Below are 17084 nucleotides of genomic sequence, written 5' to 3' on the forward strand. Positions count from 1 at the left end.
TTTTTAAAACTATTCTTTGGAATTAATTTACATTTCAAAAAATATAGTACTTTAGATGAAAGTTTCAATACAAAAAATTATATGTTGCAAGATAAAGTTATCCTAGGAAGTGAAGAATGGTGCTCTTTCCCGGAATTAGGAATTCCAACCATTAAAGCCCGAGTGGATTCCGGCGCAAAAACCTCTGCCCTGCATGCAATAAACATTGCTCCTTTCATCAAAAGTGATTCGAATTGGGTAAAGTTTGATATCAATCCAATCCAAAATAATCTGAAAACGGTCATCCATTGTGAAGCGCCTTTAGTAGATAAAAGGGTGGTGAAAAGTTCCAGTGGTTTCAGGGAACAACGTTATGTAATTCAGACTACATTAGATATTGGAGATTCCAACTGGACCATCGAAATGACATTGACCAATCGTGATTCAATGGGGTTCCGTATGTTATTGGGCCGTGAAGCGATGAGCGGAAGAGTTTTGGTGGATCCCGAGAAAAAATATCTTTTGGGACAGCCCTCTGTGGAGAATCTTAAATCGTTATATCAAAATTCGGAAGAAAATAAAAGTGGTCTTCGTATTGGAGTTCTTGCCAGCAATCCGGAATTGTATAGTAACAAACGGATTATGGAAGCCGGAGCTATTCGGGGACATGAGATGCACTTTCTGAATATCAAGGAATGCTATATGAAACTGGATGCCACAACTCCCGAAATTCATTATCGCGGCGGAAGAGTTTTAGATAATTTCGATGCCATTATTCCGAGAATCCGTCCCAGCATTACCTTTTATGGTTGTGCTTTGACCAGACAGTTTGAAGCTTTAAAGGTATATTGCCTGAATTCGGCTTCAGCCATTACACAGTCCCGTGACAAATTATATTCCTTACAGTTATTGCTAAATCATGGTGTCGATATTCCTACGACGGGTTTTGCGAATTCTCCTTTAGACACAGATGATTTGATAAAAATGGTTGGCGGCTCTCCACTCATTGTAAAATTATTAGAAGGAACGCAAGGGAAAGGTGTCGTTTTGGCAGAAACCAAAAAAGCAGCAGAAAGCGTAATCAATGCTTTCAAGAGCCTGAATGCAAATATATTGGTTCAGGAATTCATCAAGGAAGCCAATGGAAAAGATATTCGTTGCTTTGTAATAGACGGAAAAGTCGTGGCCGCTATCCAAAGGGAAGCTTTGCCGGGGGAGTTCCGTGCCAACATTCATTTGGGCGGTACAGCTTCAGTCATTAAAGTCACTGCAGAAGAAAAACGAATCGCTATAAAGGCAGCAAAAGCCATGGATTTAAAAGTCGCCGGTGTGGATATTATCCGTTCATCAAAAGGCCCGTTATTATTAGAAGTGAATTCATCTCCAGGTCTGGAAGGAATCGAAGGCGCCACAAATAAAGATATTGCCGCCGAAATGATTAAAGCTATTGAAAAGAATTTCAAATATAAAATCTAAATAAACATCATAAAATGAACGCATATTTCGATATTATAATAAGAAGTGCTGCAGTTTATTTTTTTATGGTGATTGCGCTGCGTGTTTTTGGGAAAAAGGAATTATCGCAACTCAATACAGCTGATGTAATTCTGATTTTATTGATAAGCAACTCGGTTCAAAACGCAATGGTAGGCAATAACACCAGTCTTTACGGTGGTTTAGCTGCTGCTACAGTTTTGTTCGGAATTAATTTTGTTTTGAAGAAACTGATGTTCAGATATAAAATATTCAATAAAATTATGCAGGAAAAGCCATTAATTCTGATTCATGACGGAAATTTGGATTTCAAATCATTGAGCAAACTAAATATTTCATCGGAAGAATTGAAAGAAGTTATCCGGGAGCACGGTGTGGAACATTTTGGCGAAGTAAAACTTGCCATGCTTGAAGCTGATGGAAATATCAGTATTATTTCGGGAAAAATACATTTAAAACAAACCCATCATAAGAGACGGTTACACAAAACTTTAAGTTAATATTTTTAAAAATAAAAAAGGTTTAAAGGGATATGACTTTAAACCTTTTTCGATTTATATGAGAAGTTCTTAGTTAAACAACTCCTCCTCTATCTGAAAACTATTTAAGAAGTCGACAGTTTTCACAATATCATAATGCAAAATTCGGTCTTCTTTTACGAAAGGTACTTCGGCACGATACGATTTCAAAAACATTTCTATAAATTCACTGGATTGTAAAGGTCTTCTGAATTCGATTGCCTGCGAAGCATTCATTAATTCAATCGCTAAAATACGTTCCAGATTATCCATAACTCGCAACGCTTTTGTCGCTGCATTGGCGCCCATACTTACATGATCTTCCTGCCCATTTGATGAAACAATACTATCGATACTGGCTGGAGCTGCCAATTGCTTATTTTGGCTGGCAATACTTGCTGCAGTGTATTGTGGAATCATAAATCCGGAATTCAATCCCGGATTATCAACTAAAAATGCAGGAAGGTTTCTCAAACCTGAAATTAACTGATAGGTTCTTCTTTCAGAAATACTGCCTAATTCGGATAATGCGATGGCAAGAAAATCCAACGAGATGGCCAACGGTTGTCCGTGAAAATTCCCCCCGGAAATAATCTGATCACTTTCAATAAAAATATTCGGATTGTCGGTTACGGAGTTGATTTCCGTCTTAAATACTTTCTTTACATAATCTATCGCATCTTTCGAAGCACCATGCACTTGCGGAATACAACGGAAAGAATACGGGTCTTGTACATGTGCTTTTTCCTGTGCAATAATCTGGCTTCCGTCAAGGAAATTATTTACACGATTAGCAGTTACAATTTGCCCTTTATGAGGACGGATAAAATGAATCAATTCGTTAAATGGCTCTTGTCTTCCGTCAAAACCTTCTAAGGAAATAGTTCCGATTAAGTCGGCCAAATAGGAATATTTAGTAGCTTTGATTAAAATATGGGCACCGTAGGCACTCATGAATTGGGTTCCGTTTAGTAAAGCCAATCCTTCTTTAGACTGTAAAACAATTGGCGACCATCCAAATTGATCTAAAACATCCTTCGACTGTACTTTTTGTCTCTTGAAATAGACTTCTCCCTCACCCAAAAGTGGTAAAGATAAATGAGCCAAAGGTGCTAAATCCCCTGAAGCTCCAAGAGAACCCTGTGTATAAATTACAGGTAAAATATCATTATTATAAAAATCAATCAGACGCTCCACAGTGATTAATTGTACTCCTGAAAAACCGTAGCTCAAAGACTGAATTTTTAAAAGCAACATTATTTTTACAATCTCCTGGGGTACCTCTTCTCCAATTCCGCACGCATGGGACTTTACCAGGTTTTCCTGTAACTGCGACAAATTTTCATTAGAAATTATCACATTACAAAGCGAACCAAATCCAGTGTTAATACCATAAATCGGTTTATCATGGGATTGCATTTTTTTGTCAAGATATTCTCTGCATTTTTGTATATTAACCTTAGCTTCTTCCGATAAGGCCAGTGTTTTATTTTGAGTGGTGATTTCCTGCAGTTGTTCTAAACTCAGTACGTCCGTACTGATATAATGGTAATTGTCCATGTTGGTTGTTTTTGTCGCCCAAAATTCCGTAAATACAAGCTAATAAACAAGGTTTGTTAATAATATTTAAAATAATAATAATCATTTAAAATTTTGGTTACTTTTGGGTAACTATAACCCATACCTATGAAAAATACTATTTTCTTATTCTTATTTTTTGTTTTAGCTTCTTTTACCCATGCAAAGGAAACAGTAATGTTATCTGGTAAAATTCTAAATGTCCCGGAGGGAAAAATCTGGATTAAAGGGGAATCATTCAGCAAAGAAATTACTTTGCAGGGGGATGGATCATTTTCAGAAACATTTGATATTAATTATATCGGCACGTATACTATTGCTACGAAAAACAACAGAGCTTCCCTTTATTTATCAAAAGGAACCACTATGGTTATCAATGCTGATGATAAGGATTTCAATACAACGCTGAAATTCACCGGAAAAGGAAGTGTCGAAAATGAATATCTTATTGAGAAATCCAAAATTACCTCCGCAATTACCAATGAGGTCCTCTACAAATTGACCGAAGAGGAATTTTTGAAAAAGATCAATGAAATTAAGAGTTCCGTAACGGCAGCATACAAAAAAAATAAATTTTCAGATGTTAATTTCAAAAATAAGGAATTAGCGAACATCAATTATCTGGAACAATTGTATATCGTGAATTATCCTAGTTATCATACGCATTATGCAAAAATAGAGGGCTTCAAACCTTCTGAAAATTTTCCGAAATTCGATTCAAAAATAGATTTGGACAATGACAATGATTTCTTATTTTCCAATACTTATAAGCAAATTGTCAATACAAAGTTTGGAGAAAAAATTGGATCCCTGTTAATGAACGAAGAAGAATTAAGTGGGAAGTATGCACTTCCGATCATTAAAAGCTATAAAAGCCAATCTATCAAAAATGCATTGGTACAGACTTTATCATACGAAGTAAATGCTGGAAATCCTGATGCGCAACAGTTATATAATGACATCATTGCCATTTCAACAGATGCCAAATTCAAAGAAGACTTGACATTAAAATACAATAAGGTTAAGACGCTTTCAGCAGGGAAACCTTCTCCGGCTTTTGATTACGAAAATCATAAAGGAGGAAAAACTTCACTGGAAAGCCTTAAAGGGAAATATGTTTATATTGATGTATGGGCAACCTGGTGCGGTCCATGCCGAAAAGAAATTCCATCGCTTAAAAAAGTGGAAGAACAATACCATGGTAAGAACATTGAATTTGTGAGTATTTCAATCGATGCCATGAAAGATCATGAAAAGTGGAATAAATTCGTAACCGAAAAGCAATTGGCAGGAATTCAATTATTTGCTGATAGTGACTGGAACTCGAAATTCGTAAAAGAATATGCAATTGACGGGATTCCACGATTTATTCTTATTGATCCAAATGGCAATATCATCAGTGCCGATGCGCCAAGGCCTTCGGATTCAAAACTGATTACGTTATTCAGTGATTTAAAAATATAATAAAAAAAGCCCTTCAGATTGAAGGGCTTTTTTATGCTATGATATGCAAGTAGGCTTCGCCTATGGTCGCAATAATATCCGATGCAATAAAGGATTCGTAGCTCATTTCCGAAAAGGCAATATCAGCAGTCAATCCGTGCAGGTATACACCCAGAATTGCCGCGTCTATCGGTTTATACGATTGTGCAACAAGACTGGTGATAATTCCAGTAAGTACATCACCGCTTCCGGCCGTGGCTAAAGCCTGATTTCCGGTAGTGTTTTCAAATACTTCATCGCCATCAATAATCATTGTCGGTGCTCCCTTTATCACTACGATCAGATTGTATTCTTTGGATAAATGTTTCACCTTATCTATTTTCTCTATATCCGAATTCCAACCGCCAATTAAACGTTCCAATTCTTTCAGATGTGGTGTTAATATAGTTTTTCCTGGCAATAAGGCGAGCCATTCAATGTTTAACGCCAGAATATTTAAGGCATCAGCATCGATTACCAGTGGCAATCTATTCATTTTGAGGAAATGAAAAAAGGCCTGTTGTGTTTCCTGGTGCTGTCCCATCCCTATTCCGATTCCTATAGCCTGTAGTTTTAAGTCAAAATTAATGGAGGTAATATGTTCCAAATAATCATCTGTAACAACCATCACCTCCGGAACTGAAATCTGCACAATATCATATCCACACTTAGGAATAAATGCAGTCACTAATCCGCAACCCGTTTTCAGGCACGCTTTAGAAGCCAAAATCACGGAACCCATTTTTCCATAACTACCACCAATAATCATTGCATGGCCACGAATTCCCTTGTGGGTGAATTTATCTATGACTTTATATCTTTTAATAATTTCGTGTTTATTGACTTGGCAATGATTTTCCATAAAAATGTATTTATCCACTTTAAATCTACGAATTATTTGCCAATTATTGTTGAAAAACCAATCTAAATTTGGGATTACTGACCTTTGCCACTCCGTAAAAAATTAATACATTAGCGACTTCAAATTTATATACAATACAAAATGAAAAATACAGCATTAACACACGTTCACGAAAGTTTAGGAGCAAAAATGGTACCGTTTGCAGGGTACAACATGCCTGTTTTATATGAAGGGGTTAACGTTGAGCACGAAACGGTCCGTAATGGTGTGGGTGTTTTTGATGTTTCACATATGGGTGAATTCTTTTTGAAGGGTGAAAATGCGTTGGCTTTAATCCAAAAAGTAACTTCAAATGATGCTTCCAAATTAGTTGACGGGAAAGCACAATATTCTTGTCTGCCAAACAATGAAGGCGGAATTGTTGATGATTTAATCATTTATAAAATTGCAGACAATCATTACATGTTAGTAGTGAATGCTTCTAATATCGAAAAAGACTGGAACTGGATCTCCAGCCATAATGATTTGGGTGTTGAAATGGAAAATCTTTCAGATGGTTTTTCGCTATTGGCTATTCAAGGTCCAAAAGCTGCTGAGGCAATGCAATCCTTGACGTCAATCGATTTGATAAACATGCCGTATTACTCTTTCCAGATGGGCGAATTTGGCGGTGTGAAAGACGTGACTGTTTCGGCGACAGGATATACAGGTTCAGGCGGATTTGAGATTTATTTCAAAAACGAAGATGCCCAACAAATTTGGAATAAAATATTTGAAGCCGGAGCTACATTTGGAATCAAGCCAATCGGTTTGGCGGCACGTGATACTTTGCGTCTGGAAATGGGCTTCTGTCTGTACGGAAATGATATTAATGACACTACTTCCCCTCTAGAAGCCGGTTTGGGTTGGATTACTAAATTCGACAAGGAGTTTACCAATTCTGCCAATCTGAAAAAACAAAAAGAAGAAGGTGTTTCAAAAAAATTAGTGGCCTTCGAAATGCAGGATCGTGCGATCCCACGCCATGATTATGAAATTGTCGACAAAGACGGAAATGCAATCGGAATTGTAACTTCAGGAACTATGTCACCTTCCATGAATATCGGAATCGGTTTGGGATATGTTCCAACTGCGTTCTCCACTATAGACAATGAAATTTTCATCAGAATCAGAAAAAATGATGTTCCTGCCAAAGTGGTAAAATTGCCATTTTACAAGAAATAAAAATATATAGAAAGTTAGAAAATTATAATTTTGAATTGTTAAAAGAGATTAGAAATGGGAAGAGCATTCGAATTTAGAAAAGGTAGAAAAATGAAACGCTGGTCAGCGATGGCCAAAGCTTTTACCAGAATTGGAAAAGATATTGTAATGGCCGTTAAGGAAGGCGGGCCAAATCCAGAGGCAAATTCACGATTAAGAGCCGTAATCCAGAATTCTAAGGCAGCTAATATGCCTAAGGAAAATGTGGAACGTGCCATCAAAAAAGCGACAGATAAAGATACCGCCAACTATAAGGAAGCATTATTCGAAGGATATGCGCCACATGGTATCGCTATCTTAATAGAAACAGCTACCGATAACAACAACAGGACTGTTGCCAATATCAGAAGTTATTTCAATAAGTGTAACGGGACATTAGGAACACAGGGTTCAGTAGAATTCATGTTCGATCATACCTGTAACTTCAGAATTCCTGCGAATGGACTGGATCCTGAAGAATTGGAATTAGAATTGATTGATTTTGGTGCTGAAGAAGTTTTCGAAGACGAAGACGGTATCTTAATCTATGCGCCATTCGGAAGCTTTGGAACCATCCAGAAAGAATTGGAAAGCAGAACCATTGAAATCCTTTCTTCCGGTTTTGAGCGTATTCCTCAAATCACCAAAAAACTAACAGAAGCTGAAATGGCCGATGTAGAGAAATTGATTGAAAAAATTGAAGAAGATGACGACGTCATGAACGTGTATCATACGATGGAGGAGTAATACCCTTTTATATTTAATCAAGAAACTCCAGTATATTCTCTGGAGTTTTTCAGTATATAAAATACCAGTACGTTAATATTATTTACTTTTACAAGAAAAAAAATGGCACGTTACAAAGAGAATGATTTGCCCAAAGCAAAAATCAATAAAACCACACTCCATAAATCCCTGCTCATATTCAAATATGCGGGTCAGAATAAATGGAAATTTTATGTGGGATTATTCTTTTTATTGCTGACAGGTGCCACTGCATTAGCCTTTCCAAAATTAATGGGTGTACTGGTTGATTGCGTGAAAAATAAAAATGCGGAACAGGCCGACCAAATTGCGCTGATGCTGATCGGTATTTTACTCCTGCAGTCTTTCTTCTCCTTTTTCAGATTGTCCTTATTTATCAATTTTACCGAAAATACTTTGGTGAATCTGCGTCTGGCGTTATACACGAATCTGATCAAATTGCCCATGTCGTTCTTTTCGCAGAAGCGGGTTGGCGAATTAAACAGCCGGATAAGTTCTGATATCAGCCAAATCCAGGATACGTTAACTTCCACCATCGCCGAATTTTTAAGACAATTCATATTGATAATTGGTGGTGTTATCTTATTGGCAAATGAAAGTCTGAAACTGACCTTGATGATGCTTTCCGTTGTACCATTAGTGGCTATAGCTGCGGTTATCTTTGGGCGTTTTATCCGGAAATATTCCAAAAAAGTACAAGATCAGGTAGCAGAAAGCCAAGTAATTGTTGAGGAAACCTTACAAGGAATTACCAATGTAAAGGCTTTTGCCAACGAATGGTATGAAATTGCCAGATACAATGGTAAAATTGCTGAAATTGCAAAAATCGCCATTAAGGGCGGAAAATACCGTGGTTACTTCGCCTCTTTTATTATTTTCTGTCTTTTTGGTTCTATTGTTGCTGTTGTTTGGTACGGCGTTACCCTAAGCATCCAAGGAGAAATGACTGTTGGACAATTGATAACCTTCGTTCTCTACTCTACTTTTGTTGGTGCTTCTTTTGGTGGAATTGCCGAATTGTATGCCCAAATCCAAAAAGCAGTTGGTGCCACCGAACGTGTCTTTGAATTATTGGAAGAAATTCCGGAAAAGATAAACAGTACCAATGCTGCTTTAAAAGAAAAAATAAGAGGGAATGTCGAATTTAAGAACGTTTCCTTTAGTTATGCTTCCCGAAAAGAGATAGTGGTCCTGGAAAATGTTAATTTTACCGCTGATTTTGGACAAAAGATCGCTCTCGTTGGTCCAAGTGGCGCGGGGAAGTCAACCATATCCTCTTTATTGCTTCGCTTTTATGATATCAACGATGGTGAGATTTTGATAGATGGGAAAAGTATTTACGATTTTGATTTAGAGCAACTTCGGGGTAATATGAGCATTGTTCCTCAAGATGTTATTCTATTTGGCGGAAGCATTAAAGAAAATATCGCTTATGGTAAACCGGATGCTACTAATGAAGAAATTTTTCTGGCTGCCAAACAAGCCAACGCGTTGGATTTTATCAATGGTTTCCCTGAAAAGTTTGAAACCCTGGTTGGAGAACGGGGAATCAAATTATCGGGCGGACAACGCCAGCGTATTGCTATTGCACGTGCCCTGTTAAAAAACCCAAGTATCTTAATCCTGGACGAAGCAACATCTTCATTAGACAGTGAAAGCGAGAAATTAGTTCAGGAAGCATTAGAGACTTTAATGAAAGGCCGAACGAGCATCATTATTGCACATCGGTTGTCCACAATCAGGAATGCTGATAAAATTTTAGTACTGAATAAAGGCGTCATATCCGAACAGGGAACCCACAAAGAATTGCTCGATATTGAAAATGGAATGTATAAGAATTTAAGTAATCTTCAGTTCACTGACTTTTAGTTTAAATCTGTGTAAAACAAAAAACTCCAGAAAGCTCTGGAGTTTTTATATCTAAAAATAAAGGAATCTCTATTTTATAAATTCAATTTTTTGTGCTTCTTCTTCGTTGATGCTGTCAAAGAAACCTTGTTTATTCATCCAGTCGTCACTAAACACTTTACTCATGTAACGGGAACCGTGATCTGGGAAAATAGCTATTACATTACTATTTTTGTCAAATTCTCCTTCTTCTGCGTACTGTTTGATTGCCTGAAGTACAGCTCCGGAAGTATATCCTACAAATAAACCTTCACGTTTTGCGATTTCTCTTGTTGCATGAGCACTTTCTTCGTCGGTAACTTTGATAAATTTATCAATCAAATCAAAATCAGTAGCGGTTGGAATCAGGTTTTTTCCTAAACCTTCAATTCGGTACGGATAGATTTCCTCATTATCAAATTCTTTTGTTTCGTGGTATTTCTTCAATACCGAACCAAAAGCATCAACACCAAGAATCCTGATGTTTGGATTTTGTTCTTTCAAATACTTGGCAGCACCGGAGATAGTTCCTCCTGTTCCACTACAGCAAACAAGATGCGTGATCTTTCCAGAAGTCTGCTCCCAAATTTCGGGACCGGTTGATTTATAATGCGCTTCAATGTTTAAATCATTAAAATACTGATTGATATAAACAGAACCTTTGGTCTCTTCGTGTAAACGTTTTGCAACATTATAATAAGAGCGTTCATCATCAGCAGAAACGTGAGCCGGGCAAACATAAACTTTTGCTCCTAAACTGCGTAACATGTCAATCTTGTCTTTGGAAGACTTAGAACTCACTGCCAAAATACAGTTATATCCTTTGATTATGCTAACCATTGCCAAACTGAATCCGGTATTTCCGGACGTAGTTTCAATTATGGTATCGCCTGGAGTAAGAATTCCTCTTTTTTCCGCTTCTTCAATAATATATAGTGCAATTCTGTCTTTGGTAGAGTGTCCAGGATTAAAAGCTTCTACTTTTGCGTAGAAATTACCTTTTAAATCTTCTGTAACTTTATTTAGTTTAATAAGTGGTGTATTACCTATTAATTCCAAGACATTATTATACGCTTTTATTTCTTCTTTCATAAAAAAATAGTTAATCAAGGCAAATACTTTAATTTTATTAAACCTCAAATACGGGCAAATTTAAGTAAAAATTTTTTAATTACTTTTTAATTCCTTCTAAATCTAACAAAAAACTAAATTCCTTAGCTAATTCTTTTAGCGCTTCGAATCTTCCGGAAGCTCCTCCATGCCCTGCATCCATGTTGGTATCCAATAGTAAAAGATTATTATCTGTCTTCAACGCCCTCAATTTGGCCACCCATTTAGCTGGTTCCCAATACTGTACCTGAGAATCATGAAGTCCTGTGGACACATACATATTCGGATAATCCTGTGGTTTCACATTATCATATGGGGAATATGACTTCATGTAATCGTAATATTTTCTTACGTTTGGATTTCCCCATTCGTCATATTCTCCAGTTGTCAATGGAATTGTGTCATCTAACATCGTCGTAACCACATCGACAAAAGCTACCTGAGCGATGATTCCGTTGTATAATTCAGGTGCCGAATTCACTACTACGCCCATTAACAAGCCTCCGGCTGAACCGCCTTCCGCATATAAATGTTGGGGTGACGTATATTTCTCTGAAATCAGGAATTTGGAACAGTCAATGAAATCGGTAAAAGTATTTTTCTTTTTTAATAATTTTCCGTGATCATACCAAATTCGGCCTAAATCCTCGCCTCCGCGAATATGAGAAATGGCAAAAATAAATCCTCTGTCCAATAAACTCAATCGTGTGGAAGAGAATGTGGCATCCATAGAATGTCCATAAGATCCGTAGGCATACTGAAGTAACGGGTTTTTACCGTCTTTTTTCAGTCCTTTTCTGTGAACCAGTGAAATTGGAATTTTCGTCCCATCTGCTGCGGTAGCCCAAACTCTTTCTTCCGCGTAATTATTTTTATCAAATTTGCCACCGAGAACCTGTTGCTCTTTCTTGATTTCTTTATCCTTGGTTCTCATATTAAAGTCAATAACCGAAGAAGGTGTGGTCATCGACTGGTAGCTGTAACGCAAAATTTCAGTCTCAAAATCAACATTCGCGCCTGTACTTGCAGTGTAGGTTTCACTTTCAAAAGGAAGATAATACTCCCGTTCTCCGCTCCACGGCATTATCCTGATTTTATTCAGGCCATTGGTACGTTCTTCAACAACCAAAAAGTCCCTGAAAATCTCGATATCTTCCAATAAAACATCTTCCCGGTGCCCAATAACTTCGACCCAATTCTCCTTAGATGTCGCCTCAATGGAAGTTTTCATCAACTTGAAATTCTCGGCCTTGTCTTTATTGGTCATGATATAAAAACTGTCGCCATAATGATTGATGCTGTATTCCAAACCTCTGACACGCTTCTGGAACATCCTGAATTCTCCATCCGGATTATCGGCTTCCAATATTCTGTACTCTGTCGTAAGGGTACTTCCAGCTTCGATAGCAAGATATTTTCTGGATTTTGATTTGGCTATTTCGATGTTGAAAGTTTCATCTTTTTCAAAATAAACCAAGACATCTTCTTTAGGATCAGAACCTAATTTATGTTTGAAAATTTTATCGGAACGCAACGTAATGGCGTCCTGTGTCGAGTAAAATATCGTTTTATTGTCATTTGCCCAGACAGAAGTACCGGTGATATTTTCGATTACATCGTCTAACATGGCGTCAGTTTCTAAATTTTTAACCCGAAGCGTGTAAATTCTTCTTCCAACAATATCTACCGCGAAAGTGGCAAATTTATTATCAGGGCTGATGCTCATTCCACCCAACTGAAAATAAGGATGTCCGGCGGCTAATTCATTGCAATTGAATAAAATTTCCTCTTTGGCATCCAAGCTTCCTTTTTTACGGGCATAAATTGGATAATCTTTTCCTTTTTCATATCTCGTCAGATAATAATAGTCGTTATATAAATAAGGTACAGATTCATCATCTTCTTTTATCCTGCTCTTCATTTCTTCAAATAATTCCTTTTGGAAGTCTTTGGTATGGGCAGTCATTTTTTGATAATACTCATTTTCTTTATTCAGATAATCAATCACTTCCGGATTTTCCCTGTCATTTAGCCAAAAGTAATTATCAATTCTGGAGTCTTCGAATTTTTTTAATGTTTTAAGTATTTTTTTGGCAACCGGAGGAAGTATTATTTCTGGCATATTGGTATCATCTTTAAATAATGTACTACAAAAATAAGACAAAGGCAATCAAATTGAATGCATTTAAATCTATTTTCTTATAGTTTTTTTAAATTGGAATCGTAAATTTGTGGTTCAATAATTTTAAAATTATACACATGGATTTAATGGGAATGATGGGTAAACTTAAAGAAACCCAACAAAAAATAGAAGATACCAAAAAGAGATTGGATACTGTTTTAGTTGATGAGCAAAGCACTGATGGTTTATTAAAAGTAACCCTGACAGCCAACAGCAAAATAAAATCAATTACAATTGATGACTCTTTATTGGAAGACAAAGATCAGCTGGAAGATTATTTAATTGTAGTGATGAACAAAGCCATTGAAAAAGCGGCTAATGTAAATCAGACGGAAATGGACGCGGTTACCAAAATGGATTTGCCGAGTATTCCGGGAATGGAAGATATGTTCAAATAAATCATAATAAAAAACCCTTTCAGAATCTGAAAGGGTTTTTTATTATTTAACGATAATTCTTTCCAGGGTTTCCAGAACGTAGTTATGCATGACCTCCCGATAATCCAAATGGGTTACAATCCGTAATTTGCCATGTCCCATCGAACTGATATGAATGTTCCGTTCCTTCAGTTTTTCAATAAGCAAATGCTCGTTCAGTCCTTTTTTTACCGAGAAAATCAAAATATTGGTTTCTACCGGCTCTACTTTTTCAATCCAATTCAGGTTTTGCAACAGCGCTCCAAGTTCTTTGGCACGTCGATGGTCTTCTTTTAACCGGTCAATATTATTATCCAATGCGTAGATTCCGGCTGCCGCCAAATAACCTACCTGACGCATTCCTCCTCCCAATATTTTTCTAACCCGTAAGGCTTTGTTAATGGTTTCTTTATCAGATAATAAAACAGAACCTATTGGCGCACCCAATCCTTTGGAAAAACAAACCGAAATGGTATGAAATACTTCTCCATAAGCTTCCGGATTGTCATTGGTTGCAACCAAAGCATTCCAGATTCGGGCGCCATCCAGATGAAATTTCAAATTATTGTCATCACAAACCTTTCTGATTTTTTTAAATTCTTCAAAATCATAACAGGCTCCTCCTCCCTTGTTGGTTGTATTTTCAACACAAACCAAACTGGTCAGCGGACTGTGATAAAACTCTGGTGGATTAATCGCCCCCGCTACCTGCTCTGCAGTAATCATTCCTCGGTTTCCTTCCAATAAGCAACAGGAAACCCCACTATTGAACGAAACGCCACCGCCTTCATAATTATAGACATGTGCCCATTTATCTGCAATTAACTGTTCCCCAGGCTGAGTATGTAATTTAATCGCAGTTTGATTTGCCATTGTTCCCGATGGAAAAAACAATCCGGCTTCCAATCCGAACATCTTAGCGGTTCTGGCCTCGAGTTCAATAACGGTCGGGTCCTGTTTGTAAACATCATCCCCTACTTCTGCCTGAAACATAAAGCGCAACATTTCCTGGGTAGGCTTGGTTACAGTATCACTTACTAAATTTATTTCCATAATATAAAAATGAAATGGTATTTTTGCGAGAACAAAATTACACAATTTATGACAACTACCGAACAAATAAAAGGTATTGTGGAGCGCCTTGGTGCGTTGAGGAGGTATCTTTGACGTTGATGCCAAATTAATAGAAATCACTAACGAAGAAGAAAAAACACTGGCACCTGATTTTTGGAACAATCCGAAAGATGCTGAAATCTATATAAAAAATCTTCGTTCTAAGAAAAAATGGGTAGAAGATTATAATAAGGCAGTCGACCTGACTGACGAATTACAATTAGCGTATGAGTTTTATAGGGAAGGCGAACTAACGACAGAAGAACTAGACGAACAATATGCCCGTACCTCCCATCATATCGAAGCGATCGAATTCAAAAACATGTTGTCTGATGAAGGCGACAGTTTGAGTGCCGTGGTTCAAATTACGGCAGGAGCCGGTGGAACCGAAAGTTGCGATTGGGCTGAAATGCTGATGCGTATGTATATGATGTGGGGCGAAAAATCCGGTTATAAAATAAAGGAACTGAATTTCCAAAAAGGGGAAGCCGCCGGTATAAAAACCGTTACACTCGAATTTGAAGGCGATTATTCGTTTGGTTACCTGAAAGGTGAAAATGGTGTGCATCGTTTGGTACGGATTTCTCCTTTTGACAGTAATGGAAAACGTCATACCTCGTTCGCTTCCGTATATGTTTATCCGTTAGTGGATGACAGCATCGAAATTGATATTAATCCTGCTGATATCGAAATTATTACTTCGCGCTCCAGTGGTGCCGGAGGACAGAATGTGAATAAGGTTGAAACCAAAGTACAATTGCTTCATAAACCCACGGGAATTCAGATTCAATGTTCAGAAACACGTTCGCAGCAAGACAATCGCCAACGTGCGATGCAAATGCTGCGTTCTCAATTGTATGAAATTGAGCTAAAAAAACAGCAGGCACAGCGTGCTGATATTGAGGCTGGAAAAATGAAAATCGAATGGGGCTCACAAATCCGAAATTATGTCATGCATCCTTATAAACTGGTCAAAGATGTCCGAACAGGTTATGAAACCAGCGATGTGGAAGGGGTAATGAATGGGGAAATAGACGAGTTCCTGAAAGCTTTTCTGATGATGATGGGACAAAAAAGTGAAGAATAGTCGTACTTTAAAAATAAAATAGTACTATTGCCTCCGAATTTAAAAACAAAACATGAAAATTAAATCCTACTATTTACTGTTATTGACAGTAATTTCGTTCACTTCTTTTGCCCAGATTAATTATGAAAAAGGCTATTTTATAAATAATGGCAATTTAAAAACCGAATGTCTGATCAAAAATATGGATTGGGAAAATACCCCTACTGAAATTCAATATAAACTGGCGGAAGGATCAGAAGATGTAAAGATCGGTATTAATGATGTCAGTGAATTTGGTATCGGTAATGCGTTACGCTACATCCGATATGATATCGATATCGATCAGTCATCGGAAGATCTTAACTTATTAAGCAAGGAAAGAAATCCGGTTTTCAAAAATGAAAGAGTTTTTCTGAAACAACTTGTAGCAGGAAGTGCGAATCTTTATCTTTATTCCGGTGTCAATAAGAAAAAATATTTTTACAGTACAAAAGATGTCCCAACCAAACAGTTAATCTATAAACAGTTTTTCAAACAGGTAGACTTTAATGGCCACCTAGAAACCAATAATTTTTACAGATCCCAATTATTTACCGATGTTAACTGTAATAATGCACCGCCAAAATCTTTTGATAAAATCAGTTATACAGAAAATAGTCTGGCAAAATATTTTCAAAGCTATAACCAATGTAAAGGAGATAAAACGGATGCATTAACCGAATCTTCGGTGAATAAAAAAGGAATGTTTCAATTCAAAGTGATTGCTGGTATTAACCAATCTTCTCTCTCGATAGACAATCTGGATTATTACAAAACCACACTTAATTTTGATGCCAAAAGCTATCCTGTATTTGGTGCACAAATTGAATACATACTACCTTTTAATAAAAACAAATGGTCTGTGTTTGTAGAATCCTCTTATTCAAATTATAAATCTTCCGGGGTGTATACTTACAATAGTATCTCAGGTCCTAAAAGTGAAACAATGGAGATTAAGGGAAGATTTTTAGACTTAGCGGCTGGTATCAGGTACTATATGTTTTTAAATAATGATTCTAAAATATTTTTGAGTCTTGGACATAATATGAGTATTATCAAATTTTCAGATCTTAAATCCCAAGATTCTGATAATATAGATCTTACGTTTGAAGGAACACTTAACAGATACATGTTTGGTCTAGGATTAAGTCATAAGAAACTGAGTCTGGAAGCAAGGTATTATAGCTCACAAGATATAAGTGACTATATTTCACGTACCAGCAGTTTTAAAAACATATCATTTATTTTAGGATATAAAATATTTTAAATTTTATGAATTTATATAAAAAACTCCAGAAATTTTTGGAGTTTTTTATTTTCTATCGCTTTATGCAACGAATTTATCATTAAA

At 36.8% G+C, this 17084-nt stretch carries 14 protein-coding genes; 9 read left to right on the plus strand and 5 right to left on the minus strand.

Going from position 1 to position 17084, the window contains the following annotated elements:
• Window positions 1–81 precede the first annotated feature (81 nt).
• The gene (gene rimK / locus FNW07_RS07310) at window positions 82–1455 is read left to right on the plus strand and encodes a 30S ribosomal protein S6--L-glutamate ligase (protein WP_126742839.1); all 1374 of its coding nucleotides are present in this window, start codon (window positions 82–84) and stop codon (window positions 1453–1455) included.
• A gap of 14 nt (window positions 1456–1469) precedes the next feature.
• Window positions 1470–1973 carry a DUF421 domain-containing protein gene (locus FNW07_RS07315; protein WP_126742840.1) on the plus strand — a complete coding sequence of 168 codons (504 nt, stop codon included), beginning with the start codon at window positions 1470–1472 and terminating at the stop codon, window positions 1971–1973.
• Between the two features lie 69 nt (window positions 1974–2042).
• Here FNW07_RS07315 and hutH read toward each other — a convergent pair whose 3' ends face one another.
• A complete protein-coding gene (gene hutH, locus FNW07_RS07320; protein WP_126742841.1) occupies window positions 2043–3551 on the minus strand; it encodes a histidine ammonia-lyase in 1509 nt (502 codons plus the stop codon).
• A 126-nt stretch (window positions 3552–3677) separates the two neighbouring features.
• Here hutH and FNW07_RS07325 point away from each other — a divergent pair, with 126 nt between their 5' ends.
• Window positions 3678–5033, plus strand: coding sequence for a TlpA disulfide reductase family protein (locus tag FNW07_RS07325; protein ID WP_126742842.1), 1356 nt, complete (start codon window positions 3678–3680; stop codon window positions 5031–5033).
• Window positions 5034–5064: 31 nt separating this feature from the next.
• Here FNW07_RS07325 and FNW07_RS07330 read toward each other — a convergent pair whose 3' ends face one another.
• A complete protein-coding gene (locus FNW07_RS07330; protein WP_126742843.1) occupies window positions 5065–5913 on the minus strand; it encodes an NAD(P)H-hydrate dehydratase in 849 nt (282 codons plus the stop codon).
• 141 nt (window positions 5914–6054) lie between these two features.
• On the opposite strand from FNW07_RS07330, the gene gcvT reads away from it, so the two are divergent.
• From gcvT to FNW07_RS07345, 3 genes are all read left to right on the plus strand, one after another.
• A complete protein-coding gene (gene gcvT / locus FNW07_RS07335; RefSeq protein ID WP_126742844.1) occupies window positions 6055–7137 on the plus strand; it encodes a glycine cleavage system aminomethyltransferase GcvT in 1083 nt (360 codons plus the stop codon).
• Window positions 7138–7191: 54 nt separating this feature from the next.
• A complete protein-coding gene (locus tag FNW07_RS07340) occupies window positions 7192–7902 on the plus strand; it encodes a YebC/PmpR family DNA-binding transcriptional regulator (RefSeq protein ID WP_126742845.1) in 711 nt (236 codons plus the stop codon).
• A gap of 102 nt (window positions 7903–8004) precedes the next feature.
• A complete protein-coding gene (locus FNW07_RS07345) occupies window positions 8005–9789 on the plus strand; it encodes an ABC transporter ATP-binding protein (protein ID WP_126742846.1) in 1785 nt (594 codons plus the stop codon).
• Window positions 9790–9858: 69 nt separating this feature from the next.
• On the opposite strand, the gene FNW07_RS07350 is transcribed toward FNW07_RS07345, so the two are convergent.
• Both FNW07_RS07350 and FNW07_RS07355 read right to left on the minus strand, forming a co-directional pair.
• On the minus strand, window positions 9859–10899 hold the full coding sequence (locus FNW07_RS07350) for a PLP-dependent cysteine synthase family protein (RefSeq protein ID WP_126742847.1): 1041 nt from the start codon (window positions 10897–10899) through the stop codon (window positions 9859–9861).
• Window positions 10900–10978: 79 nt separating this feature from the next.
• Window positions 10979–13039, minus strand: coding sequence for a S9 family peptidase (locus tag FNW07_RS07355; protein WP_126742848.1), 2061 nt, complete (start codon window positions 13037–13039; stop codon window positions 10979–10981).
• 137 nt (window positions 13040–13176) lie between these two features.
• On the opposite strand from FNW07_RS07355, the gene FNW07_RS07360 reads away from it, so the two are divergent.
• Window positions 13177–13497: a YbaB/EbfC family nucleoid-associated protein gene (locus FNW07_RS07360; protein ID WP_126742849.1), complete on the plus strand. Its 321-nt coding sequence runs from the start codon at window positions 13177–13179 to the stop codon at window positions 13495–13497.
• A 42-nt stretch (window positions 13498–13539) separates the two neighbouring features.
• Here FNW07_RS07360 and FNW07_RS07365 read toward each other — a convergent pair whose 3' ends face one another.
• The gene (locus tag FNW07_RS07365; RefSeq protein WP_126742850.1) at window positions 13540–14568 is read right to left on the minus strand and encodes a low specificity L-threonine aldolase; all 1029 of its coding nucleotides are present in this window, start codon (window positions 14566–14568) and stop codon (window positions 13540–13542) included.
• A 48-nt stretch (window positions 14569–14616) separates the two neighbouring features.
• Between FNW07_RS07365 and prfB the strand changes: the two genes are divergently transcribed.
• Both prfB and FNW07_RS07375 read left to right on the plus strand, forming a co-directional pair.
• A protein-coding gene (gene prfB, locus FNW07_RS07370; protein ID WP_126742851.1) for a peptide chain release factor 2 occupies window positions 14617–15715 on the plus strand; the annotation gives its coding sequence in 2 pieces (ribosomal slippage) (window positions 14617–14679 and window positions 14681–15715; 1098 coding nt in all).
• Between the two features lie 52 nt (window positions 15716–15767).
• The gene (locus tag FNW07_RS07375; protein ID WP_126742852.1) at window positions 15768–17000 is read left to right on the plus strand and encodes a hypothetical protein; all 1233 of its coding nucleotides are present in this window, start codon (window positions 15768–15770) and stop codon (window positions 16998–17000) included.
• Window positions 17001–17084: the final 84 nt, after the last annotated feature.

Source organism: Flavobacterium sp. GT3R68, assembly GCF_007109225.1.
GTDB lineage: Bacteria > Bacteroidota > Bacteroidia > Flavobacteriales > Flavobacteriaceae > Flavobacterium.

What these genes read in the sequence shown, in the direction of transcription:
- FNW07_RS07345 (WP_126742846.1), top strand. Translation starts at nt 8,005, where the DNA reads ATGGCACGTTACAAAGAGAATGATTTGCCCAAAGCAAAAATCAATAAA.
- FNW07_RS07330 (WP_126742843.1), bottom strand. Translation starts at nt 5,913, where the DNA reads ATGGAAAATCATTGCCAAGTCAATAAACACGAAATTATTAAAAGATAT.
- FNW07_RS07315 (WP_126742840.1), top strand. Translation starts at nt 1,470, where the DNA reads ATGAACGCATATTTCGATATTATAATAAGAAGTGCTGCAGTTTATTTT.
- rimK (WP_126742839.1), top strand. Translation starts at nt 82, where the DNA reads ATGTTGCAAGATAAAGTTATCCTAGGAAGTGAAGAATGGTGCTCTTTC.
- hutH (WP_126742841.1), bottom strand. Translation starts at nt 3,551, where the DNA reads ATGGACAATTACCATTATATCAGTACGGACGTACTGAGTTTAGAACAA.
- FNW07_RS07360 (WP_126742849.1), top strand. Translation starts at nt 13,177, where the DNA reads ATGGATTTAATGGGAATGATGGGTAAACTTAAAGAAACCCAACAAAAA.
- FNW07_RS07365 (WP_126742850.1), bottom strand. Translation starts at nt 14,568, where the DNA reads ATGGAAATAAATTTAGTAAGTGATACTGTAACCAAGCCTACCCAGGAA.
- FNW07_RS07350 (WP_126742847.1), bottom strand. Translation starts at nt 10,899, where the DNA reads ATGAAAGAAGAAATAAAAGCGTATAATAATGTCTTGGAATTAATAGGT.
- FNW07_RS07375 (WP_126742852.1), top strand. Translation starts at nt 15,768, where the DNA reads ATGAAAATTAAATCCTACTATTTACTGTTATTGACAGTAATTTCGTTC.
- FNW07_RS07340 (WP_126742845.1), top strand. Translation starts at nt 7,192, where the DNA reads ATGGGAAGAGCATTCGAATTTAGAAAAGGTAGAAAAATGAAACGCTGG.
- FNW07_RS07355 (WP_126742848.1), bottom strand. Translation starts at nt 13,039, where the DNA reads ATGCCAGAAATAATACTTCCTCCGGTTGCCAAAAAAATACTTAAAACA.
- FNW07_RS07325 (WP_126742842.1), top strand. Translation starts at nt 3,678, where the DNA reads ATGAAAAATACTATTTTCTTATTCTTATTTTTTGTTTTAGCTTCTTTT.
- gcvT (WP_126742844.1), top strand. Translation starts at nt 6,055, where the DNA reads ATGAAAAATACAGCATTAACACACGTTCACGAAAGTTTAGGAGCAAAA.